Genomic DNA, 23,198 nt, shown 5'->3' with positions numbered 1-23,198 from the left:
TGGGGGCAGGGCGCGTCGCGGCGGAGGAGGCGGGTCGTACCGCAGCCGGTGGCGGGTTGCGTCGCGGCGGGAATCCGCCGTTCCGGGGCCCGCCGCGGGAGCGGCCGCTCCGCCAGGATGAGCGCGCGGGCGGGCCGGCGGGAGGGATGACGGACGTGACACGGGTGACGGATGCTCAGAACGGGTCCCTGCGGGACGCGGGCACCTTCGAGGGGCTCGTCCTCAGCCGCCTCGACGAGATCCGGCGGGCCCTGCGGCCCGGCGAGCCCGGCGCGCCGCCCCCGGGGGCGCCCTCCGCGGCGGACGTGGAGACCGTCACCGGCGCCCGGGCCATCGCCGAGCGGTACGCGGAGCTCCAGCGCTCGGCCCGGCGCGAGATCCTCGCGCTCTCCGCGGGTCCCGTGGTCGCGGTGCCGGCCGCCGCCAACTCCGGTCAGCGGGAGGCGATGCGGGCCGGGGTGCGGTACCGGGTGGTGTACGAGCGGGACGCGCTCGCGCTCACGGACTCCGACACCCCGCCACTGCTCGAACACTGGTCGTCGCTGGGCGAGGAGATGCGGGTCGCCTTCGGACTGCCGCTGAAACTCGTGCTGGTGGACCGGGCGCGGGCCCTCGTCGTCCCGCTGCCGGAGACCCCCCGGGAGGACGGCGAGCCGCGGTACTGCCCGGCGGAGGGCGGCGCGCGAGTGGACGGCACCCGGGCGGCCGGCCCGGCGGAGGGCGACGGGCCCACCGCCACGGTGCTGCGGTCACGGCCGCTGCTCGACGCGCTCGGCTGGATCTTCGACCGGGTCTGGGACAGCGCGCTGCCGGTTCCGGTGGCGCTCGCGGCGGCGGTCGACGGACCGCTGACGGCGGACGACCGGCGGCTGGTGACGCTGCTCCTGAACGGCTACACGGACCAGGCGATCGGGGCCCAACTGGGCGTGTCGGAGCGGACGGTGCAGCGGCGGGTCCGCAGGCTGCTCGCCCTGGCGGGCGTCCGCAGCCGGCTCCAGCTCGGCTGGCACGCGGCCCGCCACCACTGGCTCTGACACCCCGCGCCGCGCCCCGCCCCGCCCCCCCTCGGCACGGCTCCGCCGCCCGGTCGCACGAGGCGCGGGAAGGCACCTGTCGGCTTTACGACAAGGCGGCAAGCCGACACGGGCGGGGGCCTCTCGGGGCGGCGGGCGCGTGGCAACGTGTCCGGCGTTCGCACACCAGGACGCCGCCGGAAGGACATCCATGTCCCGTCGCAGATCCACCGCGATATCCACCGCCCTCGCGCTCGCCGCCGCCTCCCTCGCCCTCACCGTGGGCCCCGCCGCGGCCGGCACCGACCCCTCGCCCGCCCCCGGGGCCGACAAGCTGGGCGCCCACGACCGCGCCCTGCTCGCGCAGTACGAGCGGCAGCACGCCACCGCGCGGAGCTCGGCCGCCGCGCCCGGCTTCGCGACCCTGATCGTCGCCGTCGCCGACGGCCGCACCGCCGAGGCCGAGGCCGCGCTCGCCGGACTGGGCGCGGGCGTGGAGACGGTCCGCACCGACGAGTCCGTCGGGTACCTCAAGGCCAACGTCCCCTTCGGCCTCGTCGAGCGGGTCGCCGCCCTCGACCCGGTCGTCGCCGTCGACCTCGACGAGCTGCTGGAGATCGAGGACACCCGGGCGGACGGCGGCGCGGCCGCCGTGGCCGCCGGCCGGCCGGACGGCACGCCGCCGGCCGCCCCGTCCGCCGCCACCCCGGACGCGAACCCGTACATGCCGACCCGCGAGACGGGTTCGACCGAGTTCAAGGACGCCCACCCGGCCTTCGACGGGCGCGGGGTCACCATCGGGATCATGGACACCGGCGTCGACCCGACGCACCCGGCGCTGGCGCGGACCACGACCGGCGAGCACAAGCTGGTCGAGACGGTGACGGGCACCGACCCGAACAACTTCATCGACCTGCTCTTCGACTCCAGCTGGTTCCTGATGGGCAAGCAGCAGACGGGACCGACGGTCGTCTCCCCCGACGGCCAGGCGTGGACCGCCCCGGCCGGCTCCGACCTGCGGGTGCAGCACCGCGCGATGACGATGCCCGGCGGCGGTCAGCAGAAGCTGGGCGTGCTCTTCCGGGACTCGGACGGCGCGATCTGGGTCGACACGGACGGCGACTTCGACTTCACCGACGAGGAGGCGATGCGGCAGTTCGGCGTGGCCCGCCAGATCGGTCACCTCGGCACGGACGACCCGGCGACGCCGCTCAACGAGCGGATCCCCTTCACCGTCCAGGCGAAGAAGGTCACCGCCACCACGACGGGCGTGAACGTCAACGTCGTCACCGAGGCCCACGGCACCCACGTCGCCGGCATCACCGCCGCGCACGGCATGTTCGGCGGCGCCATGGACGGGCAGGCGCCCGGCGCGAAGCTCGTCTCGATGAAGGCGTGCCACTCCCTCGGCTGCTCCTCGGCCGCGCTCACCGACGGCATGATCGACCTCGCCACGAAGTACGGCGTCGACGTGATCAACATGTCGATCGGTTCGAGCCCCGAGTTCAACGACGGGCAGAGCGCCCGCGCGCTCGTCTACAACCGCCTGATCGACACCAGCGGCGTCCAGCTCTTCATCTCGGCCGGCAACTCCGGCGCCGGGACCAACACGGTCGGCGACCCGACCGGCGGCGACAAGGTCGTCAGCGTCGGGGCGGCCGTCTCGTCCGATACCTGGTGGGCGAACTACGGCTCGCGCACCCGGGACGCCCGCGCCATGTTCCCCTTCTCCTCGCGCGGCCCGCGCGAGGACGGCGGCTTCAAGCCGGACGTCACCGCGCCGGGCTCGGCCGTCTCCACGACCCCCGACTGGATCGCCCCCGCCTCCGTGGCCGAGACCGGCTACCGGCTGCCGCCCGGCTACTCGATGCTGAACGGCACCTCGATGGCGTCCCCCCAGGCCGCGGGCGCGGGCGCCCTGCTGCTCTCCGCCGCGCGGCAGACCGGGGTCTCCGCCTCCCCCGCCGAGCTGCGCTCCGCGATCCACTCCACCGCCCGCTGGAACGGCAAGGCCGACGCGGTCGCCCAGGGACGCGGCGGGCTCGACGTGCCGAAGGCGTGGTCCGTGCTCGGCAGGGGCAAGGCGGCCACGGCCGACGCCGTGACCGTCTCGGCCCCCGTCTGCACCCCGCTCTCCGGGCAGCTCGTCACCCCGCACCGCGGCAGCGGCCTCTTCAACAGCTGCGCCCCGGGCGCGGGCGGCCAGGGCGTCGGCGAGCAGCGCGCCTACGAGCTGACCGTCACCCGCACCACCGGATCCGACCGGCCCGTGGCGTACGAGGTCGGTCTGAAGGGCGGCGGCGGCACCTTCTCCGTGCCGTCCTCCGTGGTCCTCGCCAAGGGCGTGCCGACCACCCTGCGGGTCACGGCGAGGCCGGGCACCCAGGGCGTCCACTCCGCCGTCCTCGTCCTCGACGACCCGCTGACGCGGGCGGTCGAGCAGCACACGATGCTCGCGGTCGAGGCCGCGGTCCCGCTGGAGGCCGGCGGCGCCCCGCTGACCGTCACCGGCGTCTCGTACCGGAACGACACGGTCCACTACACCGTGGCCGTGCCCGCCGGGGCGAAGGCGCTGACCGTCTCCCTGGACGGCCTGGACGAGGGCTCCCAGACCCGCTGGTGGGCCTTCCGGCCGACCGGCGTCTCCGGTGAGGCCTCCGCCGCCGGAACGGTCTACTGCTACAACGGCTACCTCGACGGCTACGGCTGCGACCCGCGGAGCCGGACCTACGCCGCGCCCGCCGCCGGCGTGTGGGAGCTGGTCGTCGAGTCCCGCCGCACCTCCCCGCTCCTGGCGAACCCGTACACGCTGACGGCGAGCGTCTCGTAGCGGAACACTCCACATCGGCGCGGTCCCGGTCCCCGGTGAGCCTTACCTCACAGGATCGGGGCCGCGCCCTCGCTCTACGCTGGAGGGTGCGCCCGCCAACGGAGGCGTGCGCTGCTGTCTGCCGAGTGAGGAATGGCTGCCGTCATGCCAGAGTTTGCGTACTCCGATCTGCTCCCCGTCGGAGAGGACACCACGCCCTACCGCCTGGTCACCGCCGAGGGCGTCTCCACCTTCGAGGCCGACGGCCGTACGTTCCTCAAGGTCGAGCCGGAGGCGCTGCGCAAGCTGGCCGCCGAGGCGATCCACGACATCCAGCACTACCTGCGCCCGGCCCACCTGGCCCAGCTGCGGAAGATCATCGACGACCCCGAGGCGTCGGGCAACGACAAGTTCGTCGCGCTCGACCTGCTGAAGAACGCGAACATCGCCGCCGCGGGCGTCCTGCCCATGTGCCAGGACACCGGCACCGCGATCGTCATGGGCAAGCGCGGGCAGAACGTGCTGACCTCCGGCCGCGACGAGGAGGCCCTGTCGAAGGGCATCTACGACGCGTACACCAAGCTCAACCTCCGCTACTCGCAGATGGCCCCGGTCACCATGTGGGAGGAGAAGAACACCGGCTCGAACCTGCCCGCGCAGATCGAGCTGTACGCGACCGACGGCGGCGCGTACAAGTTCCTCTTCATGGCCAAGGGCGGCGGCTCCGCCAACAAGTCCTTCCTCTACCAGGAGACCAAGGCGGTCCTGAACGAGGCCTCCATGATGAAGTTCCTGGAGGAGAAGATCCGCTCGCTCGGCACGGCCGCCTGCCCGCCGTACCACCTGGCGATCGTCGTCGGCGGCACGAGCGCCGAGTTCGCGCTGAAGACCGCGAAGTACGCCTCCGCGCACTACCTGGACGAGCTGCCCACCGAGGGCGACGCCGCCACCGGCCACGGCTTCCGCGACAAGGAGCTGGAGGAGAAGGTCTTCGAGCTGACGCAGCGGATCGGCATCGGCGCGCAGTTCGGCGGCAAGTACTTCTGCCACGACGTGCGCGTGGTGCGCCTGCCCCGCCACGGCGCCTCGCTGCCCGTCGCCCTCGCCGTCTCCTGCTCGGCCGACCGCCAGGCCGTCGCGAAGATCACCGCCGAGGGCGTCTTCCTGGAGCAGCTGGAGACCGACCCGGCGCGCTTCCTGCCGGAGACCGAGGACACCCACCTGGACGCGGGCGACGTCGTGGAGATCGACCTCAACCAGCCGATGGACCAGGTCCTGGCCGAGCTGACCAAGTACCCGGTCAAGACCCGCCTCTCGCTGACCGGTCCGCTGGTCGTGGCCCGCGACATCGCGCACGCCAAGATCAAGGCGCGGCTCGACGCCGGCGAGCCCATGCCGCAGTACATGAAGGACCACCCGGTCTACTACGCGGGCCCGGCGAAGACGCCCGAGGGGTACGCCTCCGGCTCCTTCGGCCCGACGACGGCCGGCCGGATGGACAGCTACGTCGAGCAGTTCCAGGCGGCGGGCGGCTCGATGGTGATGCTCGCCAAGGGCAACCGCTCGCAGCAGGTGACCGACGCGTGCGGCACGCACGGCGGCTTCTACCTCGGCTCCATCGGCGGCCCGGCCGCCCGCCTCGCCCAGGACTGCATCAAGAAGATCGAGGTCCTGGACAACGAGGAGGACGGCATGGAGGCGGTCTGGAAGATCGAGGTCGAGGACTTCCCGGCCTTCGTCGTCGTCGACGACAAGGGCAACGACTTCTTCCAGAACCCGGCGCCGGAGCCGACCTTCACCCACATCCCGGTCCGCCAGGGCTCCCAGCTGTCGTAACCCGCGGCCGCTTCGGCGAGGGCACCGTCTCCTCGGAGGCTTGCCTGCAGCCGGCCCGGTGACCCACCTTCGACACGAGTCACCGGGCCGGCTCCCGAATTTCCGCGAACCCGTCACGCTGGGCGATGAAGTATGGAACAGTCCACACGTGACCGAGTTCGAATCACAGTCGAAAAACATCCAGTCCATCTACGTCTGGTACAGCGAGAACAAACTCTGGGTCAATCGCCGCTACCAGAGGAAGCTGGTCTGGACGCTCGAAGAGAAGCAGAAACTCATCGAGTCCGTGCTGAAGCGGTACCCGATCCCCGCAGTGCTGCTGGCGGAGCGCGAAAACGGGGACTACGAAGTCATCGACGGCCTGCAGCGACTGCACACTCTCCTCTCTTTCGCCGAGACCGCCTTCCCCACTCTCGACAGTCGATATTTCGATGTCGACCAATTCGTCACCGCGAAAACACGCGCCACAGAAGAAGGCGCGTTCTCCGTGGCTTCGGGCGCCAAGCTGACCGCACGCGAAGTGGGGACTTTCCTCGACTACCCGATCGCTGTTTCCGTCATGCGTGGAGCCACTGACGAGGAGATCGACGACGTCTTCACTCGCATCAACAGCTACGGGCATCGCCTGAGCGATCAAGAACGACGCCAGTCCGGCGTGCAGGACGAGTTCTCGACGTTGGTGCGAAGCCTCTCCTGCGAAGTCAGGGGCGACGCCTCGAGCGACATCTTGAGCCTCGAGAAAATGCCGTCCATCAGCATCGATCTCCCCATGACGAAGCACGGGTACGAGGTCGAAGCGAGCAACGTCTTCTGGGTGAAGCAGGGGATCCTGCGCTCGACGGATCTCAGGGACTCGATGGATGAGCAGTGCATCGCCGACATCGCCGCTTCGATCATCGGCGGTCGCCTCATCGATCGCTCAAAGGACGCTCTCGACCAGATCTATCAGCCCTCGTCGGGCGAGAACGCACGGATCATGCGCGCGCTGGACAGCTACGGGAGCGAAAAATTCTCCGCGGAATTCAAGTTCTGCGTCGATGAAATCAGCACGATATGCACCCAGGGAGTACCCAAGAAGCTCCGGTCCATCATCTTCACGAAGACGAGCACCAATCCTTTCCCGTCGGCTTTCGCAGTTCTCTTCGTGGCCTTCCACGAACTACTCATCGGCGAGAACAAGAAGATCTCCGATTACGCCGGCCTGAGGAATTCCATCACCAATCTGGACAAGAGGATCGAGACCAGCAGGGCATCCACCGCCCCGGAAGAGCGGCGCGCCAACGTGGAGACCATCAAGGCGCTGATTCGACAGCACTTCGTGGACAGCGAACCTCGGGACATCTACGGCGATCACACCACGGTGGACATCGACGCAATCATTCGCCGCTCCGAGATAGAGACCTCGCACTACGAGCTGAAGCAGGGGATCCTCCGCCTGGACGAGAACCGTGGGATCGACACGGCGGTCATGCAGAGGGTGGTCCATACGATTTGCGCGATCGCCAACAACGGGAAGGGCCATTCCGGAACCATCCTCATCGGCGTGGCCGACAAGCCCGCAGATGTCCGTCGAATCAAGTCCCTGGACCATGTCGACGCCCATCCCGTGGGACGTCGCTCCGTCGTAGGAGTCCATCGCGAGGCCCAGCTCCTGAAGGAGACCCCCGAGCAGTACTACGCCCGCTGGAAGGACTTCATCCGTTCCTCGGGCCTGTCTCGGCCCGTGAGGGACGCCGTGCTGGCCAACCTGTCGCACTCCAACTACTTCGGGTACGGAATCATCGTCATTCGCGTACCCGGCCAGCAGGACGTCTCCCTGGTGGGCGAGCGGATCTTCGTGCGCTCCGGAGACGACACGATCGAGGTCACCGAGCCCTCGCGGATGCTCGAGGTCGCCAAACGATTTCAGTGAGACCCAGGCCCCCGCACGCGACACCGCCCCCGGTCCCCCGTGGACCGGGGGCGGTGTCGTTCCCGGGCGGCACCTCCCGCACGGAAAGTCGCTACCGACCGGTAGTCAGCCGGACACTTACTGGTCAGTATGGGTCGCGAGCATGTCAACCACTGAGACGGTCGACCACTCGGGAGCCCCCCATGCCCTCCGCCAAGTCCGCAGCCACCGCCACCGGCCTCCTCGGCCTCACCGCCCTCCTCGTCGTCGGACCGGCGCCCGCCGCCTCCGCCGCCGACCCGGACACCCACCTCGCCTCGGCCGCCGCGGTCGAGGGGGTGGACTACGCGACCTGGCGCCGGGACGTGGCCGCCGTCGTCGCGGAGGCCCGCCCCTACGTCGAGGAGCGCGCCGAGGACGCCGGCACGCAGAAGCAGGCGATCGTCCTCGACATCGACAACAGCTCCCTGGAGACGGACTTCCACCCGTTCTGGGAGCTGCCGACGCCGGCCATCCCGGAGATCCACGCGCTGGTGCGGGACGCGCACGCGCGCGGGGTGAAGGTCTTCTTCGTGACGGCCCGCCCGGGGATCGTCCACTCCCTCACGGAGTGGAACCTGAAGAAGGTCGGCTACCCGGTGGACGGGCTGTACGTCCGCTCGCTGCCCGACCTCTTCGCCGAGGTGAGCGCCTACAAGACGGAGAAGCGCGCCGAGATCGAGGCCAAGGGCTACACGATCATCGCGAACATCGGGAACAACACGACCGACGTCGTCGGCGGTCACGCCGAGCGCGCCTTCAAGCTGCCGGACTACGGCAAGCTCTCCTGACCCCGCCGGTCGCCCGTCAGCGGGTGAGGTGGAACTCCAGCCGTGAGTAGTCCCCGTCCGGCGTGGAGCGGATGTAGCCGCGGACGTCCTTGAAGTCGCCGGTGCCGCCGGTGACCGCGATGTCGAAGGCGGCCGGGGCGTCGTCCGTGGGGTCGACGGAGAGCAGCGTCTGGCCGGCGATCTGGCCGCCCGGGCCGCCGTTCAGGACGAAGTTGCCGACGCAGAGCAGGTCGGCCGGGTTGCCGGTGCGCACCACGGTGCAGCCGATGCCGTCCCGGCCGACCGACTCGCCGCCCTTGGTGCGGGAGAGGTCGTCGGCGAAGGCGAAGGAATCGCCGAGCTCGGGTGCCCGGCCGGTCTCCTCACCGCCCTGGCCGGCGGGGACCTCCTTGGCGTACAGGGTGAACTCGAACCCGTCGGCCGCGGGCGCGGCGGCCACCGGTGCGGCGGACGCGAAGGCGACGGCGGCCACCGTCGCGGCGCCGAGGGCGCCGATCCTCCTGAAGCTCCGGGTCATGGACTGCCTCCCTGGCGGGGTGGGATTCCTCCCCCTTCGGGCCGTCCTCACATTGTGCTGCCGCCGTCCGGGTGACGCACGCCGCCGGGGATGATGGGGTCATGCCAGTAAGAGCCCCCTTCCTCCGTACCGCCCTGCTCGCGGCGGTCCTGCTGACCGCGTGCGGTACGACCCCGGAGCCGGACGCGGCGGCCCCGCCGGCGGCCGGGACCTCCGCGGCGCCGTCCGCCACCCCGTCCCCCGAGGCCGCGGTGTCCGTGGGCGGTCCCGGCACCGCCTGCGCGCTCCCCGTCTCGCTTTCCCTGGCCAAGGGGTGGGAACCGGAGACGATCGAGAGGCCCGCCGACCCCGACTTCGCCGCGCTGGTGGAGCAGGGACCGGCCACGATCGTGTGCGAGGCGAAGTCGGAGGGGACCCCGCACATCGGCTTCCTGCGGGTGTGGACCGCGCCGAAGGGCCCGGCCCGGGCCGCGCTGAAGGCGTTCGTCGAGGACGACAAGAGCAAGGAGCTCGTCCTGACGGACGTGAAGGCGGGCGCGGTGCCCGCCGTGGAGGCCCGCTACTCCGTGTACAGCGCGCTCGAGGAGGAGTGGCGGGAGGGGCGCTCCTTCGCTGTGCAGACCGGGAAGGGCACGGTCGTCATCGTGGAGCTCGGCGGTCTCGACGCCGAGGAGGACGCGGTGGTCGCCGCGTACGAGCTGGCCCGGTCGACCCTGAAGCCGACCTGACCTGACCTGGCCTGGCCTGAACTGACCTGAGCTGACCTGACCTGGCCTGGCCTGGCCTGGCCTGGCCTGGCCTGGCCTGGCCTGGCCTGAGCTGGCCTGAGCTGGCCTGACCTGGCCTGGCCTGGCCGGTCCCGGGGCGCCGCCCGGAAGGTCGCGCGCAGAACCTCGCGGAAGGCCCCGCGGAGGGCCACGGATCACTCGGGGAAGGGCCGTGGCCCCCCGTCCCGCACCGGACGGAGGGCCACGGCGTCCTCGGGCCCGCGGGCTAGGCGAACTTCTGGTTCGCGGAGCCGTTGCAGGTCTGGAGCCGGATCGGCTCCTTCGCGGCGCCCTGCGTCAGGCAGAGGCCGGTCGCGGCCGCGGGGCGGACGGTGGCGCCGTCGCGGACGAACTTCTGGTTGGCGGCGCCACTGCAGTTCCAGACGATGAGCGCCTTGCCGGCCTGGTAGGCGGCGCCGGGCACGTCCAGGCAGCGGTCCTGGGTGAGTTCGGTGTGGAGGGTGGCGCGGGCGGAGTCGTACCACCAGCCCTGGTTGCGGCCGCCGTGGCAGTCCCAGCCGAGGACGGCGGTGCCGTTGGCGGACGCGGAGGCGTTCACGTCGAGGCAGTTGCCGGTCGCCTCGTTCCGCAGCGGCGCGAAGACGTCGTCCCAGGCGAGCGGGAAGAGCGTCGGGGTGCCGGAGGAGTTCACGTCGGCGCAGCTCGCCTCGCGCAGGCCCGAGGCGTAGAGCTGGGTCAGGCAGGAGGCGAAGGCGGCGTGGCCGCTCTTGTTGGGGTGGAAGGACTGGCGGGTGGAGTTCTCGTCGATGCCGCCGGGCTTGGAGAGGTCGATGTAGAGGCCCCGGGCCCAGGTGTCCTCCATGCAGACCTCGTGGCCGTGGAAGAGCCGCGAGTTGTCGAGGTAGACGGCGCCGGTGGAGGCGGCGGCCCTGCGCATGCCGCGCTCGAAGGCGGGGACGGCGGTGTTCCGGCCCCAGACGGTGTCGGAGTCGTACCCCATGCCGCCGCAGCTCAGCTTGCCGGGGAAGTTCGGGTTGTCGCGGAAGTCGGGGCCGATGGGGCTGGGGTAGCCCATGACGACGAGCTTGTAGTCGCCGTCGGCGTACCCGGCGTCCCGCATGACGGTCCGCAGGTCGCGGACGGTCTGCTCGACCTTGGGGACGAGGGCGTCGACGCGGGCCTGCCAGCCGGGGGCGTACTTGGGCTCGCAGGTGCCCTGGCTGAGCACGTAGCGGGTGACGCAGTCGGTCATGACGGGGCCGAACTGGAGGTCGTCGTTGGCTCCGGCGACCAGCAGCACCATCTTGATCCGGGTGTTGCGGGCCTTGACGGCGAGGTTGTCGCTCTGGACCAGTTCGTCCGCGTACTGCTTCGAGCCGCCGATCCGGATGTTTCCGGTGTAGGCGCCGGAGCAGGAGACGTTGAAGGTGAGGTCGGCGGCGATGCCGGTGCGGTGGATGGCGGCGTCGGGCGACCGGTGGCACCAGTTGGTGGGGCCGTTGGTGGGCGCTTCGTAGGTGCCGACGCCCTCGCCGGAGATCTCGCTGTCGCCGAGCGAGATCAGGCCGGTCTTCCGCTCGCCGAGGGGGCGTTCCTCGGGGCTGCCGTAGATCCTGGTGGCCTCGGCGGCCCGGATCGCCTCCAGCGCGGGCGAGAGGGGTACGGAGGCGACGGCGGCCTTCGTACCGGTGTCGGCCGCTCCGGCGGGGGCGGCGGTCAGGGAGCCGAGTGCCGCGGCCGCCGCGGCGACGGCGGCGATGGGCCACCGGAGTCTGTACCTGGTGCGCGTCATTGCGCCTCCTGGAAGTGGGGTTACCCACGGTTTTTAGTGGTCGGTACACGCCTTGGGAATACATCGAACAAGACAAGTGCTCATCTTTTCGAGGACGTTGGGGAAGCCGAGCACGCCCGGGAGGACGAAGGACCATGAACGACACCGAGGGCTACCGCGTCGAGCACGACTCGATGGGCGAGGTCAGGGTCCCGGCCCACGCCAAGTGGCGGGCCCAGACCCAGCGCGCCGTGGAGAACTTCCCCGTCTCGGGGCAGCGCCTGGAGCGCGCCCACATCGAGGCGCTGGCCCGGATCAAGGCCGCCGCCGCGAAGGTCAACGCCGAGCTCGGCGTGATCGACCGGGACCGCGCGGAGGCAATCGGGGCCGCCGCCGAGGAGGTCGCGGAGGGCCGCTGGGACGACCAGTTCCCGGTCGACGTCTTCCAGACCGGCTCCGGCACCTCCTCCAACATGAACACCAACGAGGTCCTGGCCACCCTCGCCGGCGAGCGGCTCCCGGCCCACCGGGCCGTCCACCCCAACGACCACGTCAACGCCTCGCAGTCGTCCAACGACGTCTTCCCCTCCTCCATCCACATCGCCGCCACCGCAGCCGTCACCCACGACCTGATCCCCGCGCTCGGCCACCTGGCCTCCTCCCTGGAGCGAAAATCAGCCGAATTCGCGACGGTGGTGAAGTCCGGCCGCACCCATCTGATGGACGCCACCCCGGTCACCCTCGGCCAGGAGTTCGGCGGCTACGCGGCCCAGGTCAGGTACGGGATCGAACGCCTCCGCGCCTCGCTCCCCCGGCTCGCCGAGCTCCCCCTCGGCGGCACCGCGGTCGGCACCGGCATCAACACCCCGCCCGGCTTCTCGGCCGCCGTCATCGCCGAGGTGGCCCGCACCACCGGCCTGCCCTTCACCGAGGCCCGCGACCACTTCGAGGCCCAGGGCGCCCGGGACGGCCTGGTGGAGACCTCCGGCCAGCTCAGGACGGTCGCCGTCTCCCTCACCAAGATCGCCAACGATCTGCGCTGGATGGCCAGCGGCCCCCGCACCGGCCTCGCCGAGATCAACCTCCCCGACCTCCAGCCCGGCTCCTCGATCATGCCCGGCAAGGTCAACCCGGTGGTCCCCGAGGCGGTCCTCATGGTCGCCGCCCAGGTCACCGGAAACGACACCACCGTCGCGGTCGCCGGCGCGGCCGGGAACTTCGAGCTCAACGTGATGCTCCCGGTGATGGCCAAGAACCTGCTGGAGTCCGTACGGCTCCTCGCCAACGCCTCCCGGCTGCTCGCCGACCGCACGGTCGACGGGATCACCGCCAACGCGGAGCGCGCCCGCGAGTACGCCGAGTCCTCGCCCTCCGTCGTGACCCCGCTGAACAAGTACATCGGCTACGAAGAGGCGGCCAAGGTCGCCAAGAAGGCCCTCGCCGAGCGGAGGACCATCCGCGAGGTCGTCCTGGAGTCCGGCTACGTCGACCGCGGCGACCTCACCCTCGAACAGCTCGACGAGGCCCTCGACGTGCTGCGCATGACGCGGCCGTGACCGCACCGTGAAGCACGCCCGTCCCCCGTGTGACTCAAGCGTGACGCGCGCCGCAGCGCGGGTGGGAGCGCGCCCCTAAGATCTGCGCATGACAGGATCGGACGGCTCGGGCGACATCCAGCACTGGGCGCCGGGGGAGCACATCCTCTGGCGCTACCGCGGCATCGGCACCGACGAGGTGCACATCTGCCGGCCGGTGACGGTCGTCCGCGACACGCCCGACCTGCTCGCCGTGTGGATGGCGCCCGGCACCGAGTGCGTCCGGCCGGTGCTCTCCGACGGCACCTCCGTCCACGACGAGCCCCTCGCCACCCGCTACACCGCGCCCCGCACCACCGAGCGCGCCCACTGGGCCGGCAGCGGGGTGCTCAAGCTCGCCCGGCCCGGCGACCCGTGGTCCGTCTGGCTCTTCTGGGAGCGCGGCTGGCGCTTCCGCAGCTGGTACGTGAACCTGGAGGAGCCGCGCCGCCGCTGGGCCGGCGGCGTCGACTCCGAGGACCACTTCCTCGACATCTCCGTCTATCCCGACCGCAGCTGGCTGTGGCGGGACGAGGACGAGTTCGCCCAGGCCCAGCGGTCCGGCCTGATGGACCCGGACCGGGCCGACCGGGTGCGGGCCGCGGGCGCGGCCGCCGTGGAGCTCGTGGAGGGCTGGGGCGCGCCCTTCCGGGACGGCTGGGAGGAGTGGCGGCCCGATCCCGCCTGGACCGTCCCCGCCCTTCCCGCGGACTGGGATCGCACTCCGGCGCACACGGCGCCATGAGACCCTTGATGCGCCCCCGGGGTCCAAACGTAGGATCGTCCTCCGCACGGCCGACACCGGGCGAGCACGACGCCACCGACCGAACTCAGCACGGCAACTGACCACACGTCACCGCACGTCTTCGATGAGGGGGAGAGCAGTGCCTGAGCTGTGCCCGGGTGGCGCTCCCCCCGCCCCTGCCGTCGTCCGCGGATCGTCCGTACCCACCGCGAACACCGCCTCCGAGGGGTTTATCCCCGGCGAAGGCGCGGCATCGGCGAGAAGAGCGAGTGCATCGCACCACCGGCCCGGACGGACGGAATCCCACGCGTGACGGAGCATCCCACCTCCCACGAAGGCCGGCAGCCCCTGGCCGACCGGCCCCAGGAACAGGCGCGACCCCGCCAGGAGGCCGCGCCCGCGGGCCTGCCGTCGGACATCCCCGCGCAGCCCCCGGCGCCCGCCCCGGAGCCGCCCGCGCAGACCGGGACCCCGGCGCCGCAGCCCGGGCCGTCCGCGCCCGCGGTCGCCGTCGCCGTCTCCCCCGGCACGGTCCCGGCCGGGCGCCGCGAGGGCGACCGGCTGCGGTTCGTCGGCGCCGCGACCCGGCGGATCGCCCGCGGCCTCGATCTCGACGAGATCGTGCTCGGCCTCTGCCGCGCCACCGTACCGACCTTCTCCGACGAGATCCTCGTCTACCTGCGCGACCCGCTCCCGGTGGGCGACGAGCGCCCGGTGGCCCCCTTCGTGCTGCGGCTGCGCCGCACCGACCGGCTGCGGTTAACTCCCGACCTGGAGGGCGACGAGCTCCTCCTCGTACCCGATCCCGACCCGACCCCGGCCGCCGAACTGTGCGAGGTGCGCTCCGGCAGCGCCCTCTCCGAGGTGCTGCGCGGGGTCCGGCCGGTCTTCGGCGACTCCGCGGCCGCCCGGACCGCCCTCGGCGAGCTCCTCGGCCGGGACCACCCGCTGCCGCGCGGGCTGCGGGCCATACTGGCGCCGCTGCGCGGCCGTCGCCGGGTGATCGGCGCCGCCGTCTTCCTGCGCCGCCCCGAACAGCCCGCCTTCGATCCGGACGACCTGCTCGTCGGCGCCCAGCTGGCCACCCACACGGCGCTCGGCATCGACAAGGCGGTGCTCTACGGCCGGGAGGCGTACATCGCGGACGAGCTCCAGCGCACCATGCTGCCGGACTCGCTGCCGCAGCCGACCGGCGTCAAGCTCGCCTCCCGCTACCTGCCGGCGGCCGAGACCGCCCGGGTCGGCGGCGACTGGTACGACGCGATCCCGCTGCCCGGCAGCCGGGTCGCGCTGGTCGTCGGCGACGTCATGGGGCACTCCATGACCTCGGCCGCGATCATGGGCCAGCTGCGCACCACCGCGCAGACCCTGGCAGGGCTCGACCTGCCCCCGCAGGAGGTGCTGCACCACCTCGACGAGCAGGCCCAGCGGCTCGGCGAGAACCGGATGGCGACCTGCATGTACGCGGTCTACGACCCGGTCTCGCACCGGATCACGGTGGCCAACGCGGGCCATCCGCCGCCGATACTGCTCCACCTCGACGGGCGCGCCGAGGTGCTGCGGGTGCCCGCGGGCGCGCCGATCGGGGTCGGCGGCGTCGACTTCGAGGCGGTCGAGCTGGACGCCCCGGCGGGCGCGACGCTGCTGCTGTACACCGACGGCCTGGTGGAGTCCCGGCTGCGGGACGTGTGGACCGGGATCGAGCAGCTGCGGGAGCGGCTCGCGGCGGCGGCCCAGCTGACCGGACCCGACCACGCTCCGCCGCTGGAGGCGCTCTGCGACGACGTGCTCGACATGCTCGGGCCCGGCGACCGGGACGACGACATCGCGCTGCTCGCGGCCCGCTTCGACGGGATCGCGCCGAGCGACGTGGCGTACTGGTTCCTGGAACCGGAGGACGCGGCCCCGGGCCGGGCCCGCCGGCTGGCCCGGCGGGCGCTGGCCCGCTGGGACCTGGAGGAGCTGACGGACTCGGTGGAGCTGCTGATCAGCGAGGTCGTGACCAACGCGGTGCGGTACGCGGAGCGGCCGGTGACCCTGCGGCTGCTGCGGACCGACGTGCTGCGCTGCGAGGTCGGCGACGACTCCCCGCAGCTGCCCCGGCAGCGGCGGGCGCGGGAGACGGACGAGGGCGGGCGCGGCCTGTTCCTGGTGAACCGGCTGGCGCGGCGGTGGGGGGCGACCCGGCTGTCGGGCGGCAAGGTCGTCTGGTTCGAGCTGGCGACCCGGGCCTGATCCCGGCGCGTCCGTACGGCGAAGGCCGGCCCCCTCGGGAGGGGGCCGGCCTTCGCCGTACGGACGCGGTCAGCGGGGCTGCCGGGTGCGGTCGGGCGTGGAGCCGTCCCCGCCGGGGAGTTCGATGTCGGGCGGCTGGATCGTCGCGGTGTTGGTGGGTTCCCTGGTGGGTTCCTCGGTGGGCTCCGGGGCGGTGGTGGTCTCCCGGGTGGGGGTCGGCGGGGGCGTCGTGGCGGTCGGCGGGGCGGTCGGAGCCGTGGTGGTGGGGGCGGGCGGGGTCGTCGTGGCCCGGGTCGGCTCTTCGGTCGGCTCGTCGCTCGGGGTCGGGCTCGCGGTCCGGGTCGGCTCGTCGTAGCCGCCGGAGTAGCCGGTCTCCAGGTCGAACTCGGCGTCCGAGCCGCCGTTCAGGGCGCGCTCGGTGTACTCGCCCCAGATCAGGGCGGGGAAGCGGCCGCCGTTGGCGCGGCCGGGCTCGATGGAGTCGGTGAGGGTGACCTGTTCGGCGATCCTGCCGGAGGTGTCCTCGCCGAACAGGGCGACGGCGGTGACCAGTTCGGGGGTGTAGCCGACGAACCAGGCGGACCGGTTGTTCTCGGAGGTGCCGGTCTTGCCGGCGGCCTCGTAGTCGCCGGCGGCGCGGGCGCCGGAGCCGTTGCGGACGACGCCGGTCATGGCCTTGGTGACGGTGTCGGCGGCCTTGCGGCTGATGACCTGCTCGCCGGTCTGCTTGACGACGTCGACCTGGCGGTCGTGGTGCCGGGCGGACTTGACGAGGGCGGGGACGACCTTCTTGCCGTGGTTGTCGAGGGTCGCGTAGACGCCGGCCATGTCGAGGGTGGAGGCGCCCATGGTGCCGAGCGACATGGCGGGGGACTCGCCGAAGTCCTGGCCGTCCTTCATGCCGAGGGCGAGGGCGGTCTTCTTGGTCCGGTCGAAGCCGACGTCGACGATCATCTGGGCGTAGACCGAGTTGATCGAGCTGTTGGTGGCCTTCTGGACGGTGACAGGGCCGTAGGACCGGTCGTCCTCGTTCTCGGGGGAGAAGGGGATGGGGCTGCCGACGACCTTCCGCTTGCTGGTGCCGTCGTAGACCGTGCCCAGGCCGATCTTCCGCCCGTCCTGGGTGGTGGAGCCGTTGTCGACGGCGGAGGCGAGGACGATCGGCTTGAAGGTGGAGGCGGGCTGGTAGTCGCGCCGGGTGGCGTTGGACATCCAGTGCTCGGTGGCGCCGACGCCGCCGTACATCGCGACGACCCCGCCGGTCCTGGGGTCGACGGAGGTGGCGCCGGCCTGGACGGTGGCGGCCTTCTTGTCGCCCTTGCGGTCGATCTTGTCTTCCAGCTGCTTGTCGACGGCGGCGACGAGGTCCTTCTGCTTCTGCTCGTCGACGTTGAGGGTGATGGTCCAGCCGCCGGCCTTGATGTCCTCCTCGCTGACGCCCTGGCGCATCAGCTCCTGGTTGGCGGCCTCGACGATGTAGCCGGTCTGGCCCTCCATGCCGGGGAGCGGCTTGGGCGCGCGCGGGACGGGGAACTTCAGGCCGGCGCGCTCGGCGGCGGGGAGCCAGTCCATCTCGACCATGTTGTCGAGGACGTAGTTCCAGCGCTCCTCGACGAGCTTGCGGCCGGTGGCGCTGGCCGAGGTCCAGTCGTACTGGTTGGGGGCCTGGAGCAGGGAGGCGAGGTAGGCGCCCTGGGCGGTGGTCAGCCGGGAGGCGTCGACGCCGTAGTAGGCGCGGGCGGCGGCCTGGATGCCGTAGGAGGAGCGGCCGTAGTAGCTGGTGTTGATGTAGCCGGCGAGGATCTCGCTCTTCTCCCGCTCCTGGTCGACCTTGACCGCGATGATCATTTCCTTGAGCTTGCGGGTCGCCGTCTGGTCCTGGCTCAGGTAGAAGTTCTTGACGTACTGCTGGGTGATCGTGGAGCCGCCCTGCTTGCCCTTGCCGGTGAGGGTGTTCCAGGCCGCCCGGGTGGTGCCCTTGAGGTCGACGCCGTTGTCCTTGTAGAAGGTCTTGTTCTCGGCGGCGACGAAGGCCCGCTGGACGGGGAGCGGGATCTTGTCCAGGCCCACGATCTCGCGGTTGATCTCGCCGGTGCGGGCGAGGATCTTGCCGTTGGAGTACGTGTAGATGTTGCTCTGCATGGTCGCCTCGGCGTTGGCCGTGGGGACGGGGACGAGCAGGTAGACGGTGTAGAGGCCGCCCGCGCCGACCAGGCAGAGCAGGAGGAAGGTGCCCAGCAGCTTCCTCCAGGTGAAGAGGCGGCGTATGCCCCGTTTCTTCGCCTTCTTGTCCGGTCGGCCCATGTCCCGCTTCGCTCCGCTCGTCGTGTGTCCCGTCGCCCTTGACCCGGCGTCACCGCCGGATCAGCTCAGACAGCTAACACCGACAGTGCGGACATAGGGCAACCGATCACGCCTTTTCGGGACGTGAGAATCAGCACCCACTCCCAGGGGAACCGACGCCCGGGCGGACGTGATGGTTGCGTGAAGGATCGGTTCCGCTTCGGTGAGCGGGGTCGCCCGCCCCTCGCCCCCTCCGGCCCCACCGCCCTCCGCGCCGCTATACAGCGTGCGTATACACCGCGTGTACAGTGGCGTCATGTCCATCGGTCACACCCTTCTCGGACTCCTCGAAACGGGCCCGCGCCACGGCTACGACCTCAAGCGCGCCTTCGACGAGCGGTTCGGCCACGACCGGCCGCTCCACTACGGCCAGGTCTACTCGACGATGTCCCGCCTCCTGAAGAACGGCCTCGTCGTCGTCGACGGCGTCGAACCCGGCGGCGGCCCCGAACGCAAGCGGTACGCGATCACCGACGCCGGCATCACCGACGTCGCCCGGTGGCTCGCGACCCCCGAGAAGCCGGAGCCGTACCTCCAGTCCACCCTCTACACCAAGGTCGTCCTCGCGCTGCTGACCGGCCGCGGGGCCGCCGAACTGCTCGACACCCAGCGCGCCGAGCACCTGCGCCTGATGCGCGAGCTCACCCGCCGCAAGAAGGACGGCGACCTCGCCGACCAGCTCATCTGCGACCACGCCCTCTTCCACCTGGAGGCGGACCTGCGCTGGCTGGAACTGACCGCCGCCCGTCTCGACCGGCTCGCCGCGGAGGTCCGCCGATGACCACCGAACCCCTCCTCAGGGCCACCGGCCTGACCAAGGCCTACGGCGCCACCCCGGCGCTCTCCGGCGCGGACTTCGCGCTGCGCGCCGGCGAGGTCGTCGCGGTCATGGGACCCTCCGGCTCCGGCAAGTCCACCCTGCTGCACTGCCTCGCCGGCATCGTCCGCCCCGACGCGGGCACCCTCGCCTACGACGGGCGCGACCTCACCGCCCTCTCCGACACCGCCCGCAGCGCCCTGCGCCGCACCGACTTCGGCTTCGTCTTCCAGTTCGGCCAGCTCGTCCCCGAGCTGAGCTGCGCGGAGAACGTGGCCCTGCCGCTCCGGCTGAACGGCGAGAAGCGGAAGGCCGCCGAGGCGCGGGCCGTCGAATGGCTCGCCCGCCTGGAGGTCGACGACACCGCGGACAAGCGCCCGGGCGAGATATCCGGCGGCCAGGGCCAGCGGGTCGCCGTGGCCCGCGCCCTGGTCACCGCCCCCCGCGTGATCTTCGCCGACGAGCCGACCGGCGCCCTCGACTCCCTCAACGGCGAGCGGGTCATGCGCCTGCTCACCGAGGCCTCCCGGGACACCGGCGCCGCCGTCGTCCTCGTCACCCACGAGGCCCGCGTCGCCGCCTGGTCCGACCGCGAGGTCGTCGTCCGCGACGGCTCGGTCCGGGACACGGAGTGGGCGGCATGACACCGAGCACCTGGGGCCGCGACCTGACCCTCGGCGCCCGCTTCGCCCTCACCGGCGGCCGCTCCGGACTGCTGCGCACCCTGCTCACCGCGGCCGGGGTCGGCTTCGGGGTGGCCCTGCTCCTGCTCGCCTCCTCGCTGCCGAGCATGCTCTTCCAGCGCGAGGTCCGGGAGGCGGCCCGCGCCGCCGACGCCGCCCACGAGATCGAGGCCCCCCGCCCCGACACCTTCCTCCACTACACGCAGCACAGCTCCTACCGGGGCACCGCCCTCAGCGGTCTGCTGCTCAAACCGGAGGGCCCGAAGGCCCCGACGCCGCCCGGCACGGCCGGGATGCCCGCCGAGGGCGAGATGCTCGTCTCCCCCGCCCTCGGCCGGCTGCTCGACTCCCCCGACGGCGCCCTCCTGAAGGAACGGCTCCCCTACGAGGTGGCCGGGACGATCGGCGAGGCCGGACTCATCGGCCCGAACGAACTGCGGTACGTGGCCCACGCAGGCTTCCTCACCACCGACAACTACGACGGGCGCGCCGAGCGCTACGGCTGGTCGGTGCCGGAGGAGCCGATGAACGCCTTCCTGCTGCTCCTCGTCGTCATCGCGTACGTGGTGCTGCTGCTGCCCGTCCTCGTCTTCATCGCCACCGCCGCCCGCTTCGGCGGCGAGCAGCGCGACCGCAGGCTCGCCGCGCTCCGGCTCGTCGGCGCGGACAACGGCACCACCCGGCGGATCGCGGCCGGCGAGTCCCTCGCCGGGGCGCTGCTCGGCCTCGTCGTCGGCGCGGGACTCTTCCTGGTCTCCCGGCAGTTCGCCGGGGCCGTCGAGATCTGGGACGTCAACGCCTTCCCGTCCGACGTCGTCCCGCACGCCGCGCTCGCCCTGCTCGTCCTCGCCGTGGTGCCGGTGGCCTCCGTCGTCGTCACCCTCTTCGCCCTGCGCGGGGTGGCCATCGAACCGCTGGGCGTGGTCCGCGCCGCGACCCCGCGCCGCCGCCGGCTGTGGTGGCGGGTGCTGATCCTGGCCGCCGGGGCCGCGCTGCTCGCCCCGACGGTCGGCGGCATCCGGATGGAGGACACCGCCATCGACACCGTCGCCATCGGCGGCGGCACCGTCCTCGTCCTCGTCGGCCTGACCGGTCTGCTGCCGTGGCTCGTCGAGGCGGTGGTGAAGCGGCTGCGCGGCGGTCCGGTCTCCTGGCAGCTCGCGGTCCGCCGGCTCCAGCTGTCCAGCGGCACCGCCGCCCGCGCGGTCAGCGGCATCGTGGTCGCGGCGGCCGGGGCGATCGCGCTCCAGATGCTCTTCCAGGCAATGGAGCGGGACTTCACCTCCCTCACCGGCCACGACACCACCCGGGCCCAGCTCCAGACCTCGCTGGACGCCCGGGACGGCGACGAGGCCCGGCGGACCATCGACCGGCTCGCCTCCGTCGACGGCGTCACGCGCGTGATCGGCACCACCGACGCGCACGTCTTCCGGCCGGGACCGCTGCGCGAGGGCGAGGACTTCGCCCCGATCACCCAGCTCTCCGTCGGCGACTGCGCCTCGCTCCGCGAGTACGCCGTGCTGCCGTCCTGCGCGGACGGCGACGTCTTCGTGGCCCTCCCGCCGAAGGGCGCCACCGACGCCCCGGACGCGACCTGGATCGAGCAGACCGCCCGCCCCGGCGCCGAGGTCGCGCTCCGCGACCCGGACCGGCGGGGGACCGTGCCGACGTGGCGGATCCCCGCGGACGCCCGGAAGGTGGAGGCCCGCCGCGACCCGGCCGGCCTGCACCGCTACGGCCTCCTCGCCACCACCGGCTCCCTCGACGTGCGGCAGCTCGACGACCCCTCCGCCGAGGTGATGGTGCGCTTCGACCCGGCCTCCCCGGACGCCCCCGAGCTGGTGCGGAACGCGGCCCTGGCGATCGACCCGACCGCCACCGTCCGCGGGCTGAGCGACACCGAGCAGAGCTCCCGCTTCCTCAGCGTGCGCACCGGCATCCTCGTCGGCTCGACCCTGACGATGCTGCTCGTCGCGGCCTCGCTGCTGGTCGCGACCCTGGAGCAGCTGCGCGACCGCAAGCGGCTGCTCTCCTCGCTGGTCGCCTTCGGCACCCGGCGCACGACCCTGAGCTGGTCGGTGCTGTGGCAGACGGCGGTGCCGATCGGCGTCGGCCTCGCCCTCGCGGTGGCCGGCGGCATCGGTCTCGGATCGGTCCTGCTGGCGATGACAGGCCAGCGGGTGCAGGACTGGTGGGTCTTCCTGCCGGTCGTCGGCGTCGGGGCCGGCCTCATCGCGGCGGTGACGCTGCTGAGCCTGCCCCTGCTGTGGCGGCTGATGCGCGCGGACGGGCTGCGCACGGAGTAACCCGCCGGACGGATGTACGGGGGAAGGGCGCGGGTTCCCGGCACCGGGGGGTGCCGGGAACCCGCGCCCCGTCGCGCACGGACCGCCCCGGGGGTCAGGAACCCGCGCCCAGCACCCGTACGGGAAGCGACTCCAGCTCCTCGCGCAGCGCCTCGGCCAGCTCCTCGAACTCGGCCTGCCGGGCCGCTCCGGACCGCATGGCGAGGGCGACCCGGCGGGTGGGTGCCGGGGCGGTGAAGAGGCCCGTGCACAGGGCGGTGTTGCGGGCGGTCTCGACGGTGACGGCCGTCCTCGGCAGCAGGGTCACGCCGAGGCCGCCGGCGACCAGCTGGACCAGGGTGGAGAGGCCGGCCGCGGTGGTGGTGACCTCGGCGCCGTCCTCGCGCCCGGCCTCCCGGCACACGTCGAGGGCCTGGTCGCGCAGGCAGTGCCCCTCGTCGAGGAGGAGCAGCCGCAGCTCCCTGAGGGCCTCGCGCGGGATGTCGTCCCGCCCGGCCAACGGGTGCCCCTCCGCGGTGACCAGCACGAAGTCCTCGTCGAAGAGCGGGAGCTCGGTGACGCCGGGCACGCCGAGCGGCACGGCGAGGAGCAGCAGGTCGAGGCGGCCCGCGGCCAGGCCCTCCAGGAGGGAGGAGGTCTGCTCCTCGTGCACCTGGAGGTCGAGCTCCGGGTAGCGGCGGTGGATCAGGCGCAGCACGGCCGGCAGCAGGTAGGGCGCGACGGTCGGGATGACGCCCAGCCGGAGGACGCCGGTGAAGGGGGCGCGCGCGCCCTCCGCCTCGTCCATCAGCTCGGCGACCGCGTCGAGGACGGCCCGGGCGCGGACCGCGAGCCGCTCGCCGGCGGGCGAGAGCAGCACCTTGCGGGTGGTCCGCTCCAGGAGCTGGACACCGAGTGCCTCTTCGAGAGCCGAAACCGCGCCCGAGAGCGCGGGCTGACTCATCCCGATGGCGGCCGCCGCGTCACGGAAGTGCAGGTGCTCGGCGACCGCGGTGAAGGCCCTGAGCTGGGAGAGGCTGGGCTGCTTGGCCCGCTGGGGGGCGTGCTGAGGGGCGTACGGGGAAGCCACTGATAACCACCTTCGATCAACACGACCCACT

Annotated in this window: 16 protein-coding genes; 12 read left to right on the top strand and 4 right to left on the bottom strand. The window is 72.3% G+C overall.

Annotation, left to right across the window (positions count from 1 at the left end):
• Positions 1 to 164: 164 nt before the first annotated feature.
• From IE287_RS25315 to IE287_RS25295, 5 genes are all read left to right on the top strand, one after another.
• Positions 165 to 1,034: a helix-turn-helix transcriptional regulator gene (locus IE287_RS25315; protein WP_229883724.1), complete on the top strand. Its 870-nt coding sequence runs from the start codon at positions 165 to 167 to the stop codon at positions 1,032 to 1,034.
• 190 nt (positions 1,035 to 1,224) lie between these two features.
• Complete coding sequence (locus IE287_RS25310; RefSeq protein ID WP_189851488.1) at positions 1,225 to 3,843, top strand: S8 family serine peptidase; 2,619 nt, start codon at positions 1,225 to 1,227, stop codon at positions 3,841 to 3,843.
• Between the two features lie 144 nt (positions 3,844 to 3,987).
• Positions 3,988 to 5,658, top strand: coding sequence for a fumarate hydratase (locus IE287_RS25305; protein WP_189851487.1), 1,671 nt, complete (start codon positions 3,988 to 3,990; stop codon positions 5,656 to 5,658).
• Between the two features lie 148 nt (positions 5,659 to 5,806).
• On the top strand, positions 5,807 to 7,570 hold the full coding sequence (locus tag IE287_RS25300) for a GmrSD restriction endonuclease domain-containing protein (RefSeq protein WP_150231280.1): 1,764 nt from the start codon (positions 5,807 to 5,809) through the stop codon (positions 7,568 to 7,570).
• Between the two features lie 182 nt (positions 7,571 to 7,752).
• Positions 7,753 to 8,379: an HAD family acid phosphatase gene (locus IE287_RS25295; RefSeq protein ID WP_189851486.1), complete on the top strand. Its 627-nt coding sequence runs from the start codon at positions 7,753 to 7,755 to the stop codon at positions 8,377 to 8,379.
• Between the two features lie 16 nt (positions 8,380 to 8,395).
• On the opposite strand, the gene IE287_RS25290 is transcribed toward IE287_RS25295, so the two are convergent.
• Complete coding sequence (locus IE287_RS25290; protein ID WP_189851485.1) at positions 8,396 to 8,896, bottom strand: dirigent protein; 501 nt, start codon at positions 8,894 to 8,896, stop codon at positions 8,396 to 8,398.
• 101 nt (positions 8,897 to 8,997) lie between these two features.
• Between IE287_RS25290 and IE287_RS25285 the strand changes: the two genes are divergently transcribed.
• Complete coding sequence (locus IE287_RS25285; RefSeq protein ID WP_189851484.1) at positions 8,998 to 9,624, top strand: lipoprotein; 627 nt, start codon at positions 8,998 to 9,000, stop codon at positions 9,622 to 9,624.
• Between the two features lie 265 nt (positions 9,625 to 9,889).
• On the opposite strand, the gene IE287_RS25280 is transcribed toward IE287_RS25285, so the two are convergent.
• A complete protein-coding gene (locus tag IE287_RS25280) occupies positions 9,890 to 11,416 on the bottom strand; it encodes a ricin-type beta-trefoil lectin domain protein (RefSeq protein WP_189851483.1) in 1,527 nt (508 codons plus the stop codon).
• Between the two features lie 134 nt (positions 11,417 to 11,550).
• On the opposite strand from IE287_RS25280, the gene IE287_RS25275 reads away from it, so the two are divergent.
• The 3 genes from IE287_RS25275 (at position 11,551) to IE287_RS25265 (ending at position 15,949) form a co-directional block, all read left to right on the top strand.
• Positions 11,551 to 12,951 (top strand): class II fumarate hydratase, encoded by a 1,401-nt coding sequence (locus IE287_RS25275; protein WP_189851482.1) that lies wholly within the window; start codon positions 11,551 to 11,553, stop codon positions 12,949 to 12,951.
• Positions 12,952 to 13,039: 88 nt separating this feature from the next.
• Complete coding sequence (gene fomD, locus IE287_RS25270) at positions 13,040 to 13,714, top strand: cytidylyl-2-hydroxypropylphosphonate hydrolase (RefSeq protein WP_189851481.1); 675 nt, start codon at positions 13,040 to 13,042, stop codon at positions 13,712 to 13,714.
• 309 nt (positions 13,715 to 14,023) lie between these two features.
• Positions 14,024 to 15,949 (top strand): SpoIIE family protein phosphatase, encoded by a 1,926-nt coding sequence (locus IE287_RS25265; RefSeq protein ID WP_189851480.1) that lies wholly within the window; start codon positions 14,024 to 14,026, stop codon positions 15,947 to 15,949.
• A 69-nt stretch (positions 15,950 to 16,018) separates the two neighbouring features.
• On the opposite strand, the gene IE287_RS25260 is transcribed toward IE287_RS25265, so the two are convergent.
• Complete coding sequence (locus IE287_RS25260; protein WP_189851479.1) at positions 16,019 to 18,253, bottom strand: transglycosylase domain-containing protein; 2,235 nt, start codon at positions 18,251 to 18,253, stop codon at positions 16,019 to 16,021.
• Positions 18,254 to 18,548: 295 nt separating this feature from the next.
• Between IE287_RS25260 and IE287_RS25255 the strand changes: the two genes are divergently transcribed.
• Genes IE287_RS25255 through IE287_RS25245 form a run of 3 tightly spaced genes read left to right on the top strand, consistent with a single transcriptional unit; the run spans position 18,549 to position 22,098 of the window.
• Positions 18,549 to 19,073 carry a PadR family transcriptional regulator gene (locus IE287_RS25255; RefSeq protein ID WP_189851478.1) on the top strand — a complete coding sequence of 175 codons (525 nt, stop codon included), beginning with the start codon at positions 18,549 to 18,551 and terminating at the stop codon, positions 19,071 to 19,073.
• Complete coding sequence (locus IE287_RS25250) at positions 19,070 to 19,753, top strand: ABC transporter ATP-binding protein (RefSeq protein ID WP_189851477.1); 684 nt, start codon at positions 19,070 to 19,072, stop codon at positions 19,751 to 19,753. Before IE287_RS25255 ends, IE287_RS25250 begins: the two co-directional genes overlap by 4 nt.
• The gene (locus IE287_RS25245; RefSeq protein ID WP_189851476.1) at positions 19,750 to 22,098 is read left to right on the top strand and encodes an FtsX-like permease family protein; all 2,349 of its coding nucleotides are present in this window, start codon (positions 19,750 to 19,752) and stop codon (positions 22,096 to 22,098) included. The genes IE287_RS25250 and IE287_RS25245 overlap by 4 nt, the downstream gene beginning before the upstream one ends.
• Positions 22,099 to 22,192: 94 nt before the next feature.
• On the opposite strand, the gene IE287_RS25240 is transcribed toward IE287_RS25245, so the two are convergent.
• The gene (locus IE287_RS25240) at positions 22,193 to 23,167 is read right to left on the bottom strand and encodes a LysR substrate-binding domain-containing protein (RefSeq protein WP_189851475.1); all 975 of its coding nucleotides are present in this window, start codon (positions 23,165 to 23,167) and stop codon (positions 22,193 to 22,195) included.
• Positions 23,168 to 23,198: the final 31 nt, after the last annotated feature.

The sequence above is a fragment of the Streptomyces omiyaensis genome, from assembly GCF_014650895.1.
In the GTDB taxonomy this organism is placed as follows: domain Bacteria; phylum Actinomycetota; class Actinomycetes; order Streptomycetales; family Streptomycetaceae; genus Streptomyces; species Streptomyces omiyaensis.
Note: the sequence above shows the minus strand (reverse complement) of the source record. Positions and strands in the feature narration are given on the sequence as shown.

What these genes read in the sequence shown, in the direction of transcription:
- IE287_RS25310 (WP_189851488.1), top strand. Translation starts at nt 1,225, where the DNA reads ATGTCCCGTCGCAGATCCACCGCGATATCCACCGCCCTCGCGCTCGCC.
- IE287_RS25305 (WP_189851487.1), top strand. Translation starts at nt 3,988, where the DNA reads ATGCCAGAGTTTGCGTACTCCGATCTGCTCCCCGTCGGAGAGGACACC.
- IE287_RS25295 (WP_189851486.1), top strand. Translation starts at nt 7,753, where the DNA reads ATGCCCTCCGCCAAGTCCGCAGCCACCGCCACCGGCCTCCTCGGCCTC.
- IE287_RS25290 (WP_189851485.1), bottom strand. Translation starts at nt 8,896, where the DNA reads ATGACCCGGAGCTTCAGGAGGATCGGCGCCCTCGGCGCCGCGACGGTG.
- IE287_RS25285 (WP_189851484.1), top strand. Translation starts at nt 8,998, where the DNA reads ATGCCAGTAAGAGCCCCCTTCCTCCGTACCGCCCTGCTCGCGGCGGTC.
- IE287_RS25280 (WP_189851483.1), bottom strand. Translation starts at nt 11,416, where the DNA reads ATGACGCGCACCAGGTACAGACTCCGGTGGCCCATCGCCGCCGTCGCC.
- IE287_RS25275 (WP_189851482.1), top strand. Translation starts at nt 11,551, where the DNA reads ATGAACGACACCGAGGGCTACCGCGTCGAGCACGACTCGATGGGCGAG.
- fomD (WP_189851481.1), top strand. Translation starts at nt 13,040, where the DNA reads ATGACAGGATCGGACGGCTCGGGCGACATCCAGCACTGGGCGCCGGGG.
- IE287_RS25260 (WP_189851479.1), bottom strand. Translation starts at nt 18,253, where the DNA reads ATGGGCCGACCGGACAAGAAGGCGAAGAAACGGGGCATACGCCGCCTC.
- IE287_RS25255 (WP_189851478.1), top strand. Translation starts at nt 18,549, where the DNA reads ATGTCCATCGGTCACACCCTTCTCGGACTCCTCGAAACGGGCCCGCGC.
- IE287_RS25250 (WP_189851477.1), top strand. Translation starts at nt 19,070, where the DNA reads ATGACCACCGAACCCCTCCTCAGGGCCACCGGCCTGACCAAGGCCTAC.
- IE287_RS25245 (WP_189851476.1), top strand. Translation starts at nt 19,750, where the DNA reads ATGACACCGAGCACCTGGGGCCGCGACCTGACCCTCGGCGCCCGCTTC.